At 74.0% G+C, this 16,474-nt stretch carries 17 protein-coding genes and 1 pseudogene; 7 read left to right on the top strand and 11 right to left on the bottom strand.

Annotated features, from left to right (window positions below):
• Positions 1-49: 49 nt before the first annotated feature.
• The 4 genes from FYW99_RS09445 to FYW99_RS09430 form a co-directional block, all read right to left on the bottom strand.
• Positions 50-439 carry an Hsp20/alpha crystallin family protein gene (locus tag FYW99_RS09445; RefSeq protein WP_150251629.1) on the bottom strand — a complete coding sequence of 130 codons (390 nt, stop codon included), beginning with the start codon at positions 437-439 and terminating at the stop codon, positions 50-52.
• 145 nt (positions 440-584) lie between these two features.
• Positions 585-734: a hypothetical protein gene (locus FYW99_RS09440; RefSeq protein ID WP_190394598.1), complete on the bottom strand. Its 150-nt coding sequence runs from the start codon at positions 732-734 to the stop codon at positions 585-587.
• Positions 735-946: 212 nt separating this feature from the next.
• Positions 947-1,636 carry a hypothetical protein gene (locus tag FYW99_RS09435; protein ID WP_150251628.1) on the bottom strand — a complete coding sequence of 230 codons (690 nt, stop codon included), beginning with the start codon at positions 1,634-1,636 and terminating at the stop codon, positions 947-949.
• A 315-nt stretch (positions 1,637-1,951) separates the two neighbouring features.
• Complete coding sequence (locus tag FYW99_RS09430; RefSeq protein ID WP_150251627.1) at positions 1,952-2,824, bottom strand: ketopantoate reductase family protein; 873 nt, start codon at positions 2,822-2,824, stop codon at positions 1,952-1,954.
• A 70-nt stretch (positions 2,825-2,894) separates the two neighbouring features.
• On the opposite strand from FYW99_RS09430, the gene FYW99_RS09425 reads away from it, so the two are divergent.
• Positions 2,895-3,524 (top strand): TetR/AcrR family transcriptional regulator, encoded by a 630-nt coding sequence (locus FYW99_RS09425; RefSeq protein ID WP_150251626.1) that lies wholly within the window; start codon positions 2,895-2,897, stop codon positions 3,522-3,524.
• A gap of 475 nt (positions 3,525-3,999) precedes the next feature.
• Here FYW99_RS09425 and FYW99_RS09420 read toward each other — a convergent pair whose 3' ends face one another.
• Together FYW99_RS09420 and FYW99_RS09415 are read right to left on the bottom strand one after the other, a co-directional pair.
• Positions 4,000-5,037 carry an aminotransferase class V-fold PLP-dependent enzyme gene (locus FYW99_RS09420; protein WP_150251625.1) on the bottom strand — a complete coding sequence of 346 codons (1,038 nt, stop codon included), beginning with the start codon at positions 5,035-5,037 and terminating at the stop codon, positions 4,000-4,002.
• Positions 5,038-5,363: 326 nt separating this feature from the next.
• Entirely contained in the window at positions 5,364-5,849 is a 486-nt protein-coding gene (locus tag FYW99_RS09415) for a MarR family winged helix-turn-helix transcriptional regulator (RefSeq protein WP_150251624.1), read from the bottom strand.
• 321 nt (positions 5,850-6,170) lie between these two features.
• On the opposite strand from FYW99_RS09415, the gene FYW99_RS09410 reads away from it, so the two are divergent.
• Entirely contained in the window at positions 6,171-7,622 is a 1,452-nt protein-coding gene (locus tag FYW99_RS09410) for an FUSC family protein (protein WP_317846986.1), read from the top strand.
• A 192-nt stretch (positions 7,623-7,814) separates the two neighbouring features.
• On the opposite strand, the gene FYW99_RS09405 is transcribed toward FYW99_RS09410, so the two are convergent.
• The gene (locus FYW99_RS09405) at positions 7,815-8,525 is read right to left on the bottom strand and encodes an ArsR/SmtB family transcription factor (RefSeq protein ID WP_150251623.1); all 711 of its coding nucleotides are present in this window, start codon (positions 8,523-8,525) and stop codon (positions 7,815-7,817) included.
• 408 nt (positions 8,526-8,933) lie between these two features.
• On the opposite strand from FYW99_RS09405, the gene FYW99_RS09400 reads away from it, so the two are divergent.
• On the top strand, positions 8,934-9,182 hold the full coding sequence (locus FYW99_RS09400) for a hypothetical protein (protein WP_150251622.1): 249 nt from the start codon (positions 8,934-8,936) through the stop codon (positions 9,180-9,182).
• 63 nt (positions 9,183-9,245) lie between these two features.
• Here FYW99_RS09400 and FYW99_RS09395 read toward each other — a convergent pair whose 3' ends face one another.
• Entirely contained in the window at positions 9,246-10,022 is a 777-nt protein-coding gene (locus FYW99_RS09395) for a putative protein N(5)-glutamine methyltransferase (RefSeq protein WP_150251621.1), read from the bottom strand.
• Positions 10,023-10,173: 151 nt separating this feature from the next.
• A complete protein-coding gene (locus FYW99_RS09390; RefSeq protein ID WP_150251620.1) occupies positions 10,174-11,103 on the bottom strand; it encodes a ribonuclease Z in 930 nt (309 codons plus the stop codon).
• Between the two features lie 197 nt (positions 11,104-11,300).
• Between FYW99_RS09390 and FYW99_RS09385 the strand changes: the two genes are divergently transcribed.
• Positions 11,301-12,047: a helix-turn-helix domain-containing protein gene (locus tag FYW99_RS09385; RefSeq protein ID WP_150251619.1), complete on the top strand. Its 747-nt coding sequence runs from the start codon at positions 11,301-11,303 to the stop codon at positions 12,045-12,047.
• Between the two features lie 139 nt (positions 12,048-12,186).
• On the opposite strand, the pseudogene FYW99_RS33065 reads toward FYW99_RS09385, so the two are convergent.
• Positions 12,187-12,422 (bottom strand): annotated as a pseudogene (locus FYW99_RS33065) (alpha/beta hydrolase family protein); the annotation flags it as partial.
• A 414-nt stretch (positions 12,423-12,836) separates the two neighbouring features.
• Between FYW99_RS33065 and FYW99_RS09375 the strand changes: the two are divergent.
• On the top strand, positions 12,837-13,742 hold the full coding sequence (locus FYW99_RS09375; RefSeq protein ID WP_150251618.1) for an aminoglycoside phosphotransferase family protein: 906 nt from the start codon (positions 12,837-12,839) through the stop codon (positions 13,740-13,742).
• 358 nt (positions 13,743-14,100) lie between these two features.
• Complete coding sequence (locus tag FYW99_RS09370; RefSeq protein WP_150251617.1) at positions 14,101-14,817, top strand: NADPH-dependent F420 reductase; 717 nt, start codon at positions 14,101-14,103, stop codon at positions 14,815-14,817.
• Between the two features lie 298 nt (positions 14,818-15,115).
• Here FYW99_RS09370 and FYW99_RS09365 read toward each other — a convergent pair whose 3' ends face one another.
• Positions 15,116-15,826 (bottom strand): nitroreductase, encoded by a 711-nt coding sequence (locus FYW99_RS09365; RefSeq protein WP_150251616.1) that lies wholly within the window; start codon positions 15,824-15,826, stop codon positions 15,116-15,118.
• A 129-nt stretch (positions 15,827-15,955) separates the two neighbouring features.
• Between FYW99_RS09365 and FYW99_RS09360 the strand changes: the two genes are divergently transcribed.
• The gene (locus tag FYW99_RS09360; protein WP_150251615.1) at positions 15,956-16,315 is read left to right on the top strand and encodes a MerR family transcriptional regulator; all 360 of its coding nucleotides are present in this window, start codon (positions 15,956-15,958) and stop codon (positions 16,313-16,315) included.
• Positions 16,316-16,474: the final 159 nt, after the last annotated feature.

The raw sequence follows: 16,474 nt of genomic DNA, 5'->3' as shown, positions 1-16,474 counted from the left end.
GGGTGTGAGGTCCCCCGTGGTCCTCACACCCCCCGTTCGGCCTGCCGGGTCAGGCGGTGGCGCCGCCCTGGCCCAGGAGGATCTTGCGCGGCTGGGCCTTGGCCGCGACCGGCACGCGCAGGGTCAGGACGCCGTCGGTGTGGTCGGCCTCGATGTGCTCGGTGTCCAGGTCCTGGCCCAGGCGCAGGCGGCGGGTGAGGGCCCCGGTGGGCCGCTCGCCGACCAGGACGCGGCCCTCCTCGGGCCGCTCAGGGCGCTGGGCGCGGACGGTGAGCACCGACCCCTCCACCTCCAGGTCGATGCCGTCGGCGGGCACGCCCGGCAGGTCGATCCGGACCAGGAGCGCGTCCTGGGTGCGCACCGCGTCCATGGCGGCGTTGCGCGGGGCGGAAGCGGCGGAGGCGGTGACGTCGAAGGGGATGGTACGGGTGAGAAGCATGGAAGAACCCCCGAAAAACCTCGGCTTGATGCTGATGGACTCAAGTTTATTGACGGCCTTGGGCGCGTCAAGGCGGTGTGGGGCACCCCACACGCCGACGCCCCGGACCCCGTGTACGTCGGGGGCCGGGGCGTGGGACGCGCGCTCAGCGGGCTCGGGCCAGGGTGATGATCTCGGGGCTGGACGCGGTCAGGGGCGAGCGGTCCCAGTTCCCGAACCGTTCGACGGCCCGCAGTCCGGACCGCTCCAGCAGCAGGTCCAGGTGGTCGACCCCCACGAAGCGCAGGGTGCTCACGGTGCGCCAGGGGACGGAGGAGTCGGAGCGGGTGGCGGTGCTGGGAGGCGACCACCGCTTTCTCGCCCGCCCCGACCCGCGCGGGAGGCAGCCCCAGCAGGCGGGGTCGCCCGCCCTGGGGGCGGACCAGGTACGCCGGAAAGCGGCAATGGTCTGGCCAGCGGGCAGGTGGAGGCCCGGGAGTCGAAGGGCGTTTCCGGTCCGGTCCGGGCTCACCCTCGGCCGGAGCCGGGCACCCGCACGTGCGCGCACCGGCCCGTGTCCGCGTCCACCTGCCACCCGGCGGCGCGCAGCGCGTCCGCGTAGGCGCCGACCTGAGCGGTGAACCACCCCCCGTCCTCCCGCTGTGAGCGTCGGGCCCGGCCGTGGTACACGTACAGGAGCCGCCCGCGCGGCTCCACGTAGAAGCCCCTGGGCTCCCCCACCGCCGTCCAGTCCATGGGTGCGTGCCCGGCCGCCTGCAACACGGCCACCGCCCGGAGCACCTCGGGGGGCGAGCCCTCCCACGCCGGTGTCCCCTGCCCGCCCCACCACTGCCTGCCCTCCGTCTCCGCGGGCGCGGCCTCGCCCCGTGCGCGCCGCGCCAGGGCCGCGTCCAACCCGGCACGGGAGGCCAGGACCCCGCGCTGGATGCCGTACTCGTTCCCGGAGCGGTGCGGCAGCCCCTGGGACTCGCGCTCCTCCAGGTAGTCCAGGTGCTCGCGCAGCGCGGCCAGACCCGCCTCCGTGACGCGGAAGGCGTAGCCGCGGCTGGGGGGATCGCACGGGGCGAGGAGTCCGGCGCCGATCAGCCATTCCCGGCGCCGCCGGTCGCCGACGGAGGTGCGGTAGGCGAGGATGTGCGGTCTGGCGCCCAGGTCGTAGAGGTCGACGAAGCGGGCCGGGGTGAGGCGCCCGGGCATGGGGGTCTCCCTCGTGTCGGGGTCGGTGGTGGGGCGTCCGCCCGGGTGCGGCGGAGGCGTCCACCGCCACCTTGGCCGGTCCCTCCGACAGTCCGCGCCCCCTCCCGGTCCGCCCGGGAGGTCGGGGTCGTGCGGTCATGGTCACAGGGTGTCCCGTGGAGCGCGGCACGGGGTGCCAACGTGCGGACCGGCCTCCGGGAAGGCCGCATCGACTTCGTCGGGAGGCCTCCCGCGGCCGCCCCCGGCCGCCCCCGGCAGCGTTGCCGGGGCGGCGCACACGGCCCGGCGCGCGGCGGGGGCGCGGCCGTCTGTCGCCTACCGGGCCCGCGTACGGGCGCCGAGCTGCTCGGCCAGCCGCGCGAGTTCGGCCGCCTCTGCGGGCGAGGTGTTGCTGAGTCCGCTGTGCACGGCCGTCGGGCTCCGCAGGAAGCGCCGCAGCGCGGCCACGAGCAGGCCTTCCGGCAGGGTGTGCAGCGCGGCCAGCCCGCGGGGCACCGGTGACGCGGGCAGGGTGGTCAGGCTCCGCCGCATGAGGCGCAGCATGGCGCGGACCGCGCCCGGGTCCTGGGACAGCGCCACCGGGCCGCCCGCCGTGTGCACCGCCTGCCCGAGCGGTACCCCGAACGCGGCGTGCGTCGTGAGCCAGGCGTCCATCCTCGGCTCGATCCTGGCGTTGATCCCGGAGGTGCGAAACGTCCGCACGATGCGTTCGAGCCGCGGGGTGGTACGGCCGTCGGGCTCGCCGATCGGCGTCGCGACCCGGCGGGTGAGGAAACTGGGCGCGCGGTAGCGGACCACGTCGCCGTCCATCGTGCCGCCGGCCGTGCCGAAGCCGAGCAGCACCCGTTCGTGCCCGATCACCGCGCCCAGCGGCTCCGGGCCGCCCGCCCAGTTGTGCAGGAACAGCACGTCGCCGTCGAGGCCGGCGAGCGACTCCAGCACCGCGTCCACCTGGTGGGCCCGGACCAGGACTGCGGTCAGGTCGTACCCGCCGTCCGGCCGTTCGACCACCGGAACCGGCACCCGCCGGACGGCCCGGCCGTCCTCCTCGGCGAGCTGCACGCCGTGTTGGCGCAGGGCGGCCAGGCGCCCGCCCCGGGCGAGGAGGGCGACGTCGTGCCCGGCCTCATGCAGGCGGGCTGCGAACACGCTGCCGAGGACCCCGGCACCGTACACGAGTATCCTCATGACCACCTTTTTCGTACGTTCGTTTAAATCATACGTTCGTTTGAATCAGATGTCTGTAGTGTACGCAGGCATGGCACCACCTGACACCCGCACCCAGATCCTCGACGCGGCCGAGCGCCTCTTCGCCGAGCGCGGCTACCGCGGCACCTCGGTCCGCGCGATCACCGACCTCGCCAGAGCGAACCTGGCCGCCGTCGGGTACCACTTCGGGTCGAAGGCGGAACTCATGTCCGCGGTCGCCCGCCGGGTGGTCGAGCCCATCAACGCCGCGCAGTGCGCCGGGCTCGACCGGCTACTCGCCGAGACCGCGGACCCCGGGGTCACCGAGTTGGTGGAGGCGTTCGCGGGGCCGCTGTTCGACGGGATGCCGGCCGGCGACGAGGGCGGCGCCCGCCGCTCCCGGCTGATCGTGATGATCCTCAGCGACCCGGCCGAGGAGGTGCGCAGCTGGGCCGGTGCGGGTCAGGACACGGTCCGCGAGCGCTACCTGGCCGCCTTCGCGCGCGCACTGCCCGGCCTCTCCCCGGAGGAGCTGTGGTTCCGGATGCGGGGTGTCCTCGCCGTGACGGCCGTGGACCGTGTCGAGGTCCACCAGCGGCCCACCCCGGACTGCCCGTCCCCGGAAGTGGGCGAGGCCGCCCGGCGCTGGGCGGTCACGTTCCTGGCCGCGGCGATGAGCGCACCGCCGACGGGGGCCTGACGGGCCGGGACGGCCGCGGCCGGGCGGGCGGTGGCGCAGGTCGTGGTCGGCGGGGTATGGTGCGCCCCCCTCCCCGCTGGTCAGGGAGTGTCGGCGACTGCCATGAGTTGCAGGATGCCCCCGACGATCACGCCCGCGGCCATCGCGGTGATCTCGCTGGGATCCGGGTGCGGTGCGACCCGGGCCCTGGAGGTGCTGCGGCTGCGCGTCCAGGAACTCCAGGCAGGCCGGGGCCGAGGCCCGCTCCGCCGCCCTCGCACCGCGATAGATGCCGATCAGCTGTTCGTCCACCTCAGCCATGTAGGTGACCTGGGTCTTGAACCGCGACCAGGACGCCCGTGTGGCGGGCTTCTGACGCCGCGAGGGCCGTGCGCGCCGCGGCCCGCCCTCCCATGCCAGAGAGAACGGCGGACCGCGACGGTGGGACGGCGGGGTGCGTGCTCGAAGGCACACTCGCCGGGGCGCGCCTGCCCTGCTAGGGCTGGAGCAGGGCCTTGGCGGCGCGCTCGGCGTCGTCGAGGGTGTTGTACAGGTGGAAGGACAGGCGGGTGCGTCCCCCGCGCTCGGTGGTCACCACCCCGGCCCGGGACAGGCGCTCGGAGGCGCCGGGCAGGTCGACGCTGGTGATGGCCGAGTGCGCGGGCTCCTGCCCCAGCACGGCGCGGAAGTGGTCGGTCAGGGCGGTGTTGTGCGCGCGCACCCTCTCCAGGCCCGCCTCCAGCAGGACCCGGCTGGAGGCGGCGGCCGCCACGGCGGCGAACCAGTTGGGTGAGGTGTCGAAGGCGCGCGCGGTCGGCGCCAGGTCCATCCGGGTGGCGTACATGGCCGAGGCCGTGTCGCGGGCGGCGGCCGGACCGGCGTTGTTGGGGCGCAGCCGTGCGCGCAGGGCGGGGGACAGGTAGGCCAGGGCCAGGCCGCGCGGGGCCATGAGCCACTTGTAGGCGGAGGCGATCAGGGCGTCGAAGACGGTGGCGTCCAGGGGCGTCCACCCGGCGGCCTGGGTGGCGTCGGCCACGACCAGGGCGCCGTGGGCGCGGGCGGCCGCGACGATGTCGCCGGTGGGGGCCAAACGCCCGTCCGCGGACTGCACCGGACTGAAGGCGACCAGGTGCGTGCGCGCGTCCACGGCCTGGGCCAGGCGGTCCAGGGGGACGGCCTCCACGGTGACGCCGCGGTCGGCCTGGGCGTGCCAGGGGAAGACGATCGAGGCGAAGTCCCCTTCGGGGACCAGGACGCGGGCGCCGTCGGGCAGGCTGGCGGCGAGGGTCCCGGCGATCTGGGCGGTGCTGGCGCCCAGGGTGAGGTCGTCGGCGGGCGCGCCCACCAGGGCGGCGAGGTTGACTCGGGCCTGTTCGAGTTCGCGCCCCCAGGCCGCGGGGTCTCCGGTGGCGGTGTGCCAGGAGTGCACGGCGTCGGCCAGGGCCTGGTGGGCTGGCCGGGGCGGGATGCCGTACTGGGCGGTGTTGAGCCAGACGGTGTCGGTGCTCCACAGGTCGGTGATGGTGTCGTCCATGGGCACCGAGTGTGTCAGGCGGTGGTGGCCGGGGCGACGTGGAGGCCGTGCTCGGCGGTGCCGGGCGTGAGGACGTGCCTTCCGCTCCATGTCGAAGAACACCGGTCCCTCCATGCCGATCAGGACGCGGCCGGGGCCGGGTTCGCCGTGGACGAGCGGGTGTTTTCGGCGGGGTTCCGCGTGCGCGGCCGGGGTCGTGCGGGGTGGCGGTGGGGCGTTCACGGCCCTGGCGCGTGCGCTGGTCGCGGTGGGCGGCCGTCCCCGCACGGCCCCGGCGGGGTGTGCCCGCGGTTCCCGGCTGGGACCGCCTCCTGTCGGCGCGGGGCTCAGGCGCGGTCGATGGGGGCCAGGACGCGGGAGAGCAGGTCGGCCAGCTGGGCGCGTTCATCGCCGGTCAGGGGCCGCAGGAGGTCGGCCTCGCGGTCGAGCTGCCCAGCGAAGAGGGTGTCGGCCAGGGCCTGTCCGCGTTCGGTGAGGCGGACCTGGACCTCGCGGCGGTCGCGTTCGAGGGGGGTGCGGGTGATGAGCCCGGCGGCCTCCAGCCGGGTGAGGCGTTTGGTGGTGGCGGCGCCCGAGGAGATGGTCTCGCGGGTGAGCTGGCGGGGGCGCAGTCCGTGGGGGGAGCGGCGCAGGGCGGCCAGGACCTCGAACTCGGGGCGCGTGACCTCGGCGTCGGCGAGTCCGTCCTCGGTGACGTTGTTCATCAGGGCGGCCAGGCGAAGGACGCGGCCCATGGCGGCCATGCTGGTCAGATCCAGGTCGGGGCGCAGGCGCGACCAGCTGTGGAGGAAGCGGGAGACGGCGTCGCTCATGGTGTCCTTCGCGTGTGCGGCGGGGCCGGTCACCGGGTTCGGGCGGGTGTGCCCGTGGGCGGGGTACCGGGCGGAAGTGGGCGGTCTCTCCCCTTGCGGGGTTCGTGCGGTCCGCAGAACATCCTAAGATAGTTTACTTGTGAATTACTTTTATCGTCTATGGGGTGCGCTACGCCGCACCCTCACCACCCGCGGGGCCTTCGCGCCCAGGCCCGTGCGCGGCAACATCGCCGTCACCGCACTGCGCGCCGGAGTGTGCGTGGCCCTGCCCCTGCTGGTGCTGCACGCCACCGGACGCATCGACCTGGCCCCTACGCCGCCATGGGCTGCTTCACCGCCCTGTACGCGCGCGACGACACCTACGCCCGCCGCGCCCGGCTCCTGGCCGTGGTCGGCGCGACCCTGACCCTGGCCGTGGCCCTGGGCGCGCTGGCCTCGGCCGTGCTCCCCCACCCCCTGGCCGCCATCACGGTCGTGGCCCTGGTCGCCGGAGGGGCCAGGTACCTCTCCGACGCCCTGGACTTCGGCGCCCCGGCCGGGCTGATGTTCGTCTTCGCCGCGGGGGTGGCCGCCTACACCCCCCAGACCCTGTCCTCACTGCCGGTGGTGGTGGCCACCACCGCGACCGCAGCCGCCCTGTGCTGGACGCTGGCCGTGGTCGGCGCCCTGGTCCACCCCACCGCCCCCGAACGCCTGGCCGTCGCCCGCGCCCTGCACGCGCTCGCCCGCCACCTGCGCCACCCCGCGCCAGCGACCCGGACCGGGGCCGAGACCGCCCTCCAACACGCCTGGCACGTCCTGCTGTCCTGCCCCGGCCACACCCCGGCCCGCCAGGGACTGGAGGTCCTCACCGCCCGCGCCGAAACCCTGCTCACCGGCACCGGCGAGCGAGTCACCGACGCACGCGCCGCCGCCGAGATGAGCGAACTGGCCCGCCGCCTGCGCACCGAACGCGCCGTCGAACCCCTGGTCGGCGCCGACGAACACGCCGCCCTGGCCCGGACCGCCGCACACCTGCGCCGTCACCACACGCCCGCACCCGGGACGGGCGAGCTCCTGCGCGCCGCACTGCGCGCCCCCTCGCCCACCCCGGTGTCGGTGGTGCGCATCGTGCTCGCCTGCCTGCTGGCCGGGGCCCTGGCCTGGGCGCTGGGTATGGGACACGGCTACTGGGCGGCCGTCTCGGCCGGATCGGTCCTCCAGGCGGTCAACGTCACCACCACCTGGCACCGCACCCTGCAACGCGGCACGGGCACGGTCGTGGGCGTGGTGCTGGCCGCAGCCCTCTTCTCCCTGGACTACTCACCGCTGGGCGTCATCGCGCTGGTGGTGGCGTGCCAGATGGCGGCCGAACTGGTGGTGACCACCAACTACTCCTACGCCATCGTGTTCGTCACCCCGCTCACGCTGGCCCTGTCGGGACTGGCCCACGCCGACCCGGGCGCGGACGGACTGGCGGCCGAGAGGCTGTGGGCCACCGTGCTGGGCGCCGCGGTCGGGCTCCTGGTGTGCGCGGCCGTTTCCAACCACCGCGCAGGGGACCACCTGCGCGAGGCCCTGGCCGCGTGCGAGCACGAGCTCGCCCGGGTGCGGGAGTGCGCGGGCGCCGACGCGGCCGCGCGCCAGCGCCTGGCGCGCAGCCTGGTGGCGCTGCGCGCCTCCCACGCCCTGGCCTCGGGGGAGCCGTGGTCGGCGGGGGCGTGCACACAGCAGGTCCAGGACGTGGAACGGCGCGCCCGCACCCTGCTGGACGGGGCCGCCCTCCCCGGCTGAGCGGGACACCCCGCCGGGTGCGGTGTCCGGCCTTTCGCCACAGGGGGCCGTCGCGCACCGGAGCGGGGGCCGCGCCCGCCGGGGCGCGCTGAGCCCCGCATCGGCGGGCACGGCCCCGACCGCGGCTGGGACGGGAACACCGTCGAGTACGGGAACCGGCGCCGAGCCCTTCGGGGCCCGCCGCCGCGGCGCTCAGAAAAGTGCCGCGGCCTCCACACCCAGGAGTTCGCGCCAGGCCCGCTCACCCAGCTCAGTGATCCGCAGTGCCCGGCCCGAGCCCACGCGCGCGCACCAACCCGCCTCCAGCGCGTGGCGGCACAGCGCCGCCCCGGCCGTTCCGGCCAGGTGCGGGAGGCGTTCGGTCCAGTCCAGGCAGGAACGCACCAGCGGGCGCCTGCCCCCGCGCGCCAGCGGTATCCGCTGCTCGGCGAACCAGGCCACTCCTGCCTCGGTGAGCGCGAACCCGGTGTCCTGGGTCAGGAGGCCCCGCTGCGTCATGGCCTCGGTGACGGCGCAGCCCAGCCGTCCGGCCAGGTGGTCGTAGCAGGTGCGCGCCCGGGCCAGGGCCCGGTCGGCGTGCACGGTGCGCAGGGTGCGCGGGCGCTGGGCCAGAGCCGGATCCGGGACCACGTGAGAGGCCAGGGCCTCCACCAGGTGCGCCACCGCCTCGTCGGCCAGGCGCACGTAGCGATGGCGGCCCTGGCGTTCCTGGGCGAGCAGACCACCCTCGACCAGCCGGGTCAGGTGCTCGCTGACGGTGGAGGCGCCCACCCCGGTGTGGCGGGCCAGCTCCCCGGCGGTCCAGGCGCGCCCGTCCAGAAGCGCCAGGCACACCCCGGCGCGGGTGGGGTCGGCCAGCAGGGAGGCCAGGGCCGCCAGGCGGACGGCGTCGGGAGAGTGCATACCTCCAGGATGGGCCGCGCACGGTGCGGTGGCGACCGAAACATGGCGCGCGGCCGGTGCGGTGTCGCCCTCACCGGTCGGCGCCGCCAGGACTCCCGGCAGGTATCGGCCGCCCGGGCGCTCCCCGGGGTCCTCCGCGCACAGTGCGAGGGCCCCGGGTCGGATCAGGAGAACCGGTACGCCGGAAAAGGGGCCGGCGCCCCCACCCGCGGGTAGGTAGGAAACGAGGCCGCGCCCGTGGACGCCGGGTCCGAGGGAACGGCGCGTCCAGCCCGCACCAGCGGCGAGAAACCACCGCCGCGACGCCTGCGGGCGCGCTCCGCCGAAGAAGCCTCACGAGCGGGCACCGTGAGGCCGCGCGCCGCCGTACCCGAACGCAGTCATCCCGTCGCCTCCAGGAGGAACTCCGTGAGCACCACCTCGATCACCACCACCGTCCAGCTCTCCATAAGCCAGCCCAACGCCGACGACGTCAAGGTGTTCTGGCGCCGGGACCACCCCGAACTCCTGGCCCTGGCCCTGGTCGACGTGGCGCCCGGCGTGACCCTGCACCTGCATGACGACAGCGGGGACCGCCCCTACCTGGACAGGCTGATCGAGACCCTGACCCAGGTGCGCGACCGGATGTCCGAGCAGCCCCCGGACCAGGACGCCTGAGGTCCGCGCCCGGACAGGACCGCTCGAACGACCCGACCCGCTCCCCGCCCGACGACCGCCCGGTCAGCGGGTGCCCGTCACCACGGTGGCCTCCCACTCCGGGCAGGAGGCCACCTCACAGGTCAGACCGCCCCGGACGAAGGCCTCCCGCGCCGCGGGAACCTGCTCCTGACCCACCTCCACCAGTACCCGACCGCCCGGCGCCAGCCACCGACCGGCCCGGGCCGCGACGCGGCGCAGCAGGTCCAGCCCGTCCGGGCCCCCGTCCAGGGCGCGCCGGTCCTCGTGCACGCGCGCCTCCGCGGGCAGCAGCGCGATCCGGTCGGTGGGGACGTAGGGCACGTTGGCGACCAGCACCTGGACGCGGCCGCACAGGTCCGGGGGCAGGGCGGCGTACAGGTCGCCCCGGTGCACCTCGCACCCGGGCAGGTTGCGCCGGGCGCAGGCCACGCTGGCGGCGTCGATGTCGGCGGCGTGCAGGGTGATGTCGGCGCGGGTGTGGACCAAGGCCGCGCCCAGGGCCCCCGAACCGCAGCACAGGTCGACGACCAGGGCGCCGGGGGTGAGCAGGGCGGCGGCTTGGCGGGCCAGGAACTCGGTGCGGGGACGGGGCACGAACACGCCCTCGTCCACGCGCACGCGCAGCCCGCAGAACCGGGCCCAGCCCAGGACGTGTTCGAGGGGCAGACCGGCACAGCGGCGCCGGACCATCAGATCCTGTTCCTGGGGGGTGCGCGCGGTGGAGGCGATCAGGCTCGCCTCCTGCTCGGCGAAGACGCAGCCCGCTCCGCGCAGACGCGCGACCAGAGCAGGGGAAACCGGGGACAGTGGGGATGCCACGAGAGCCTTTCGACGAACTGTCGGGCGCTCCGGCTACGACGCGAGTGTGTCTCCTCGCGGTGGGAACGCCCCTCCTGCGACAGCGGTGATCGTTCTCACCCCCTCGGTTGTGCGGTTCAGTGCCCCGAAACCCTATCCCACCGCGCCCGGCTCAGGAGTCGCGGGGCGGCACCGGCAGGCGTTGCAGGTCCTGGGCCAGTGTGAGGGGCCCGTCGAACTCGGCGGCGGCCTCGGCGAGGAAGCGGGCGTCGTCGTGCTCCTCGTAGCGTTCGGAGATGTGGGTGAGCACCAGGGTGCGCGCCCCGGCCCGCGCGGCGACCCGTCCGGCCTGGCGGGCGGTCAGGTGGCCGTAGGCGCTGGCCAGGTGCTCCTCGGTGTCCAGGTAGGTCGACTCGATCACCAGCATGTCGGCTCCGCGCGCGAGTTCGACCGCCTCCTCGCACTCGGCGGTGTCCATCACGAACGCCATGACCTGGCCCCGGCGCGGCCGCGCGCAGTCGGCCAGCTCCACGCGGCGCCCCTCGGCGGTGGTGACCGACCCCCGGCGCTGGAGTTCGCCGACCATGGGGCCGCGCACACCGTGGGCGTCCAGCCGGTCGGGCAGCATCCGCCAGCCGTCCGGTTCGGCCAGACGGTAGCCGTAGGCGGTGGTCGAGTGGCGCAGCGGCAGCGCGGTGACGCGCAGGTCCGGCTCGCCCAGCGGGCAGGAACCGGTGCCGCCGACCGGTTGGGGCAGTACGACGTCGGTGTCGTGGAAGGCGGTGGCATGGCGCAACCGCTGCCAGTAGTGCTGGCCGTCGGCGGGGTAGGACACGCGCACGGTGTGGGGCACCCGGTCGCGGGCGATGCGCTGGATGGTGCCGGGCAGGCCCAGGCAGTGGTCGCCGTGGAAGTGGGTGACGCAGATGCGGGTGATGTCGGTGGCGGCCAGACCCGCCAGGCGCATCTGGCGCTGGGTTCCCTCGCCGGGGTCGAACAGGACGCCGTGGGTGTCCCACCGCAGGAAGTAGCCGTTGTGGTTGCGGCGACGGGTGGGCACCGCGCTGGAGGTGCCCAGGACCACGAGTTCGCGTACGGACATGGGAGGGATCCTGCCACAGCACCGGGCAAGACCCCTCCGAGGCGGGGGCGGGTCCTCCGAAGGCGTCGGGGTGGTGCGCGTCCTTACCCGTGCCCTCGGGCCGGGGCCGGAACGCGCCGCGCAGACGTGGTTTCGTGCACTAGCGTTCCTGGTGGGGCAACGGTCACCGGAGCACGAGCGTCGAGGAGGGGGCCGTCATGGCGTGGAGCACCCGTCAACTGGCCGAGTTGGCCGGAACGACCCTGCGCACGGTGCGGCACTACCACGACGTCGGTCTGCTGGCCGAACCCGAGCGCGGCGCCAACGGCTACAAGCACTACAGGGTCGAACACCTGGTGCGGGTCATGCGCGTCAAACGGCTCTCGGACCTGGGGTTCTCCCTGGTGCAGATCGCCCAGATGGGCGAGGCCGACGCCTACCCCGAGCAGGAGCTGAGGGCCCTGGACGACGAACTCGCCCAGGCCATCGAACGCCTGCGGCGGATGCGCGAGGAGCTGGCCCTGGCCCTGCGCGGGTCCGGGCCGACCGAACTGCCGCCCGACGTGGCCCTGGCCACCGCCGGGATCGCCATGACCGAGGCCGACCGTTCGCTGACCGCGGTCATGACGCGCCTGTTCACGCCGCAGACGCAGCGGGCCTTCACAGAGCTGGTGCGGGCCTACGGCTCCGGTGCCTCCGACGAGGAGTTCAACGACCTGCCCGCCGACGCCGACGAGCGGACCCGGCGCGAACTCACCGAACGGCTGTGGCACGCCTCCCGCGACCTCCTGTCCGACCGCCCCGAGCTGCGCATCACCCAGACCACGACGGCCATCGACCGGCACAAGGCCGCGCAGGCGTTCGCCACAGCGCTGAACGAGTTGTACAACCCCGCCCAGCTCGACGTCCTCAACCGCCTCTCCCGCGCGGCGATGGCGGACCTGGAGGCCGACCAGCAGCCCTGATCGTCCGTCGGGACGGGCGCGGCGGGCCCGCGCTTCCCGCCTCTCCCGCGCGAGGGGTCACGTGGGCGCGTACTCGGGACCGGAGGCGGGCCACGGGCGCGGTTCCCGCCCGGCCGCGGCCCCTCCCGGGCCGCCGGTCTCAGCCCTGGCGCTGGCGTCCGCCGAGGTGGCGGGCGAGGAAGCGCTCGGCCGCGCGGTGGAGGTCGAGCGGGTTCTCCGGGTTGACGAACCCGTGTCCCTCGTCCTCCTTGGGCAGGTACTCCACGTCCACGCCGCGCTCGCGCAGCGACGCGACGCGACGATGTTGTCGAACTCGGCCTTGACCACACGGGCGTCGTTGGCCCCCTGCACGACCATCAAGGGCGCGGTGATCCGGCCGGGCGGGAAGGCGTCTTCGGAACAGCGCGCGAAGACAGTACAGCTCTGGCTGTACCCATCGTGTTTTCGGGCTCTGATCAGGGCTCCCTGACGCCAGCGCCAACGAAACTCCGGGCTCCCCCGTCCTCTTTGTAGCAACACATGTAGTAACACCTTATAAGGTTCACTTATCGGAGGTGAGGATGCGGGGGTCCTTGGGTCCACATTACGTGTGCGATGTTGCTTTACGTTTGTTATTAACGTAACCAACGAAACGTTATTAGGAGGGCTGCGAGGCGGGTGCGCCGAGCACAGTCCGCCCGGGGGCGAACGCAGGGGTCCGGGGCGCATGGGCGCGTCCCGGTCACGCCTTAGGGCGCGTTCGCCCCCGTCAGCGGGAGCGGCCGGGCCTGTGGACTACTGTTGCCTCCCATGGCGCATCCCCCCATCGGCCTCACCGCGGAGCTGGTCCGAAGCCTGCTGCTCGAACAGCACCCCGACCTCGCCGACCGCCCCCTGCACTCGGGGGCGCGGGGCTGGGGCAACCAGATGTGGCGGCTGGGCGACGACCTCGCCGTCCGGCTGCCCTGGTCATCGCGCTCCACCAACGCGCTGATGCGCGGCGAGCTCCCCTGGATGCCCACCCTCGCCCCGCGCCTTCCCCTGCCGGTCCCGGTCCCGTTGCGGCTGGGCATGCCCAGCCCACGGTTCGAGAGGCCCTGGATCGTCACCACCTGGGTGCCGGGCACGCCCGCCGACCGCGCCCCCGCCACGAACGCCACGCGGGCGGCCGAGGACCTGGCCGCCTTCCTGACGGCCCTGCACCAGCCCGCCCCCGACAACGCCCCCGACAACCGCAAGGGCGGCCCCCTCACCGCCTGCGCCGAGCAGTTCCGCGAGCAGTTCGCCTCGGCCACCGGACAGGGGCTGGTCGAGGATCCGGACGCGGTCCGTGCGATCTGGAAGAACGCCGTCGCCGCACCCGCATGGCAGGGACCCGCGCTGTGGCTGCACGGCGACCTGCACCCGGCCAACGTCCTGACCGCGGACGGCACCCTGTGCGGCGTGATCGACTTCGGCGACCTGTCCGCGGGCGACCCGGCCTGCGACCTGGCCGCCGCCTGGATCCTGCTGCCGGACGGCGCCGTCAAGCACTTCTACCGCGCCTACCAGCCGACTCCGGACGCCGCGACCCTGCGCCGGGCCCGCGGATGGGCCGTGCTGTGCGCCCTGGGCGGTCTCCTCGTCGGCGAGGCCGGCGTTCGTGGGCGCCTGGGAGGCCACGCCACCTGGGGATCACCCGCCCGCGCCGCACTACGGCGCCTCACCAGGGCCTGAACAGGAAAACCCCGACGAGGAGAGGCCCCGCGCCTTCAAGGCGGTCCAGGTCCCCCGCCTGACCCGCACCGCCCCGGTCGGTTCCCGGGCCATGTGCCTGGCCGCCGCGGTGGCGACGCACGAGCGCTACGCGTTCGCTCGGCGCAGGCGTTCGGCCGCCTGCGCGCGCACGGCCTCACCGCACACCGGGGCGGTGCCGTGCACGGCCTCCCGACGGGCCTCGAACACGCCTCACACGCAGCGATTTGCCCCTGACACCGATGTCAGGTCCTAACGTGGCCGGGTAATCCGTGCGGTAGTCCGTGCGCCCACGTGCGCACGGACGCCGGGCGACCACCACAAGGAAGAGGGAACGGCGATGCCTACTCTGGGAGTCATCGGAAGCGGGAACATCGGGACCGCGGTCGCGCGGCTGGCGGTCGCGGCGGACATCGACGTGGTGATCGCCAACTCACGCGGCCCGCGGAGCCTGGCCGGTCTGGTCGAGGAGCTGGGGCCCCGTGCGAGCGCCGCCACTGTGGAGGAGGCCGCCCGTGCCGGGGAGGCGACGGTGCTCAGCATCCCGCTGACCGCCTACGGCTCCCTGCCTGAGGGGGTGCTGCGGGGGCGGACGGTGCTGGACACCGGCAACTACTACCCCTTCCGCGACGGTCGCATCGCCGAACTGGACTCCGAGGAGGTGACCATGACCGAACTCGCCCAGCGGCTCCTGCCCGGCGCCCTGCTGGTCAAGGCCTTCAACAACATCATGGCCCACCACATCCCCCAGCTCGCCCGCCCCGCAGGGGCCGGTGACCGCAGTGCCCTGCCCATCGCCGGTGAGGACCCCGGCGCCAAGGCCCGGGCGGCCGAGCTGATCGACCGGCTCGGCTTCGACACCGTCGACGCCGGAACCCCGGCCCAGAGCTGGCGTTTCGAACCCGAATCGGATGCCTACACCCGGATCTACCTCGCCGATCCCGACGTGCCGGCCGAGCAGATGATGCAGGCCCCCGCCGCTCCGGTGTCGGCTGAGGAGCTGCGCGCCGCCCTGGAGGGGAGCCGACGGGTGAAGGTGGCCGAGCGCACCTTCTGACGGCTCACGGCCCGGGGCCTTCGCCGCGGAACCGGCGGAGGCCCCGGATCTGGGTCTGCCAGGAGCACTCTGTCAAGGATGCCGGAGGCGGCCGTGCAGGAAGGCCCGACTCCGCCGGGGCTACGGTCGTCTCATGAAGGAGATCGCCGTCGGCTCCTGAACGGCTGTGGTTTCGCACCATCCTTCCTGCCCCCGCACGCGCCCTTCGGGTTCACGATGGAGCGGGTTGCCCTCCTGTAGCCGGTCAGGCCGGTGTCCCGGGCGGTGACGGGTGTCCGTGGGAAGCTCTCGCTGGTCTCTAACGCGCCCCGTCCAGGACTCCGGGAGTGTCGTGCAGCACGACGCTCTCGGCCAGCGGTGCCCGCCCCATGCGGTACTCGCTCGCGGGCCCCTCGGGGTCGGCCAGGCCGAAGGAGATGCCGAACAGCAGCTTCATCTGCGGCTCGACGCCCAAGGACTCACGCACGACGTCGGCGTAGGAGCCCAGCATGGTCTGCGGGATGCCCGCCAGACCGCGTGCCTCCAGCGCGAGCAGGAAGGTCTGCGCGTACATGCCCACGTCACCGGCCACGCGCACGCCGTCGCCGAACCGGGGCATGAACAGCAGTGCCACGTGGGGGGCGTCGAAGAACTCCAGGTTGCGCAGAGCGGCCTCGCGGCGTCCCCGTGTGTCGGAGCGCTCCACGCCCAGCGACTGGTAGTAGGCCGCGCCCTGCTCCTGTGCGCGCTGGAGGTAGAGGCCGTCGCCGAAGTCGGCGTAGTCGAAGCTGAAGTCGGAGGAGAACCGGCCGTCCCTGTCCGCTTGCAGCAGTGCGGCACTCAGGACGTCGCGGTGCGCGCCCGAGACGACGTGTACCTGCCAGGGTTGGGTGTTGCAGTTGGAGGGTGCCCTCTGGGCGTCCTCCAGCACCGCACGGATGTCGGCCGCGGGTACCGGATCGGGGAGGAAGCCCCGGACCGAGCGCCGGGAGCGCACGATGTCGGTGAAGAAGCGGGGACTGTCGGGCACAACGGTTCCTTCCGGGCAGAGTCCACTTGCGCGCACACCGCGCGACCACACCCTGGTGGTTCGTGGTGGACGCGCCGCTACACTAGGACCTGACATCGGTGTCAGGGGCAAATCGGACGGAGGCCGCCCGTGCGGATCGGGGAACTGGCCGAGCAGACCGGGGCCAGCGTGCGTTCCCTGCGCTACTACGAGAAGCAGGGCATGCTCTCCAGTGAGCGCAGCGCCAGCGGGCAGCGCCACTACGGCGAGGACGCCGTGAGTCGTGTGGTGTTGATCCGGCAGTTCTTCGCTGTGGGGATGAACAGCAAGACCATCGCCGCGCTCCTGCCGTACATCAAGACCAACGGGGAGCGCTGCCCGCCGCAGGTCCTGCGCCAGCTCGTCTCCGAACTCGAGCGCATCGACGCCCAGGCGGAGGAACTGGCCCGCGCACGCCAGACCCTGGACGGGATGGTCAAGGACACCCAGGAAGCCATGCGCGGCGATTGAACTCCATCTGAGCGAGGTCTGCCCCGTCGACCGGGGCAAAGGAGAAGGAGGCGCTGGTCGACGCTTCGGCGGACCGCGCCGAGCTTCTTGCCCGGACGGGAACGGGGGGAGGGGGTGTGCGCCGGGCGGGTGTCCGGCCCGGCGCACACCCCCTCCATG

Origin of the sequence: Nocardiopsis deserti (genome assembly GCF_008638355.1) — a bacterium.
GTDB classification, from domain to species: domain Bacteria; phylum Actinomycetota; class Actinomycetes; order Streptosporangiales; family Streptosporangiaceae; genus Nocardiopsis; species Nocardiopsis alborubida.
The sequence above is the reverse complement of the archived record's forward strand: the minus strand, read 5'-3'. Positions and strand labels throughout refer to the sequence as shown.

What these genes read in the sequence shown, in the direction of transcription:
- FYW99_RS09445 (WP_150251629.1), bottom strand. Translation starts at nt 439, where the DNA reads ATGCTTCTCACCCGTACCATCCCCTTCGACGTCACCGCCTCCGCCGCT.
- FYW99_RS09435 (WP_150251628.1), bottom strand. Translation starts at nt 1,636, where the DNA reads ATGCCCGGGCGCCTCACCCCGGCCCGCTTCGTCGACCTCTACGACCTG.
- FYW99_RS09430 (WP_150251627.1), bottom strand. Translation starts at nt 2,824, where the DNA reads ATGAGGATACTCGTGTACGGTGCCGGGGTCCTCGGCAGCGTGTTCGCA.
- FYW99_RS09425 (WP_150251626.1), top strand. Translation starts at nt 2,895, where the DNA reads ATGGCACCACCTGACACCCGCACCCAGATCCTCGACGCGGCCGAGCGC.
- FYW99_RS09420 (WP_150251625.1), bottom strand. Translation starts at nt 5,037, where the DNA reads ATGGACGACACCATCACCGACCTGTGGAGCACCGACACCGTCTGGCTC.
- FYW99_RS09415 (WP_150251624.1), bottom strand. Translation starts at nt 5,849, where the DNA reads ATGAGCGACGCCGTCTCCCGCTTCCTCCACAGCTGGTCGCGCCTGCGC.
- FYW99_RS09410 (WP_317846986.1), top strand. Translation starts at nt 6,171, where the DNA reads ATGGGCTGCTTCACCGCCCTGTACGCGCGCGACGACACCTACGCCCGC.
- FYW99_RS09405 (WP_150251623.1), bottom strand. Translation starts at nt 8,525, where the DNA reads ATGCACTCTCCCGACGCCGTCCGCCTGGCGGCCCTGGCCTCCCTGCTG.
- FYW99_RS09390 (WP_150251620.1), bottom strand. Translation starts at nt 11,103, where the DNA reads ATGTCCGTACGCGAACTCGTGGTCCTGGGCACCTCCAGCGCGGTGCCC.
- FYW99_RS09385 (WP_150251619.1), top strand. Translation starts at nt 11,301, where the DNA reads ATGGCGTGGAGCACCCGTCAACTGGCCGAGTTGGCCGGAACGACCCTG.
- FYW99_RS09375 (WP_150251618.1), top strand. Translation starts at nt 12,837, where the DNA reads ATGGCGCATCCCCCCATCGGCCTCACCGCGGAGCTGGTCCGAAGCCTG.
- FYW99_RS09370 (WP_150251617.1), top strand. Translation starts at nt 14,101, where the DNA reads ATGCCTACTCTGGGAGTCATCGGAAGCGGGAACATCGGGACCGCGGTC.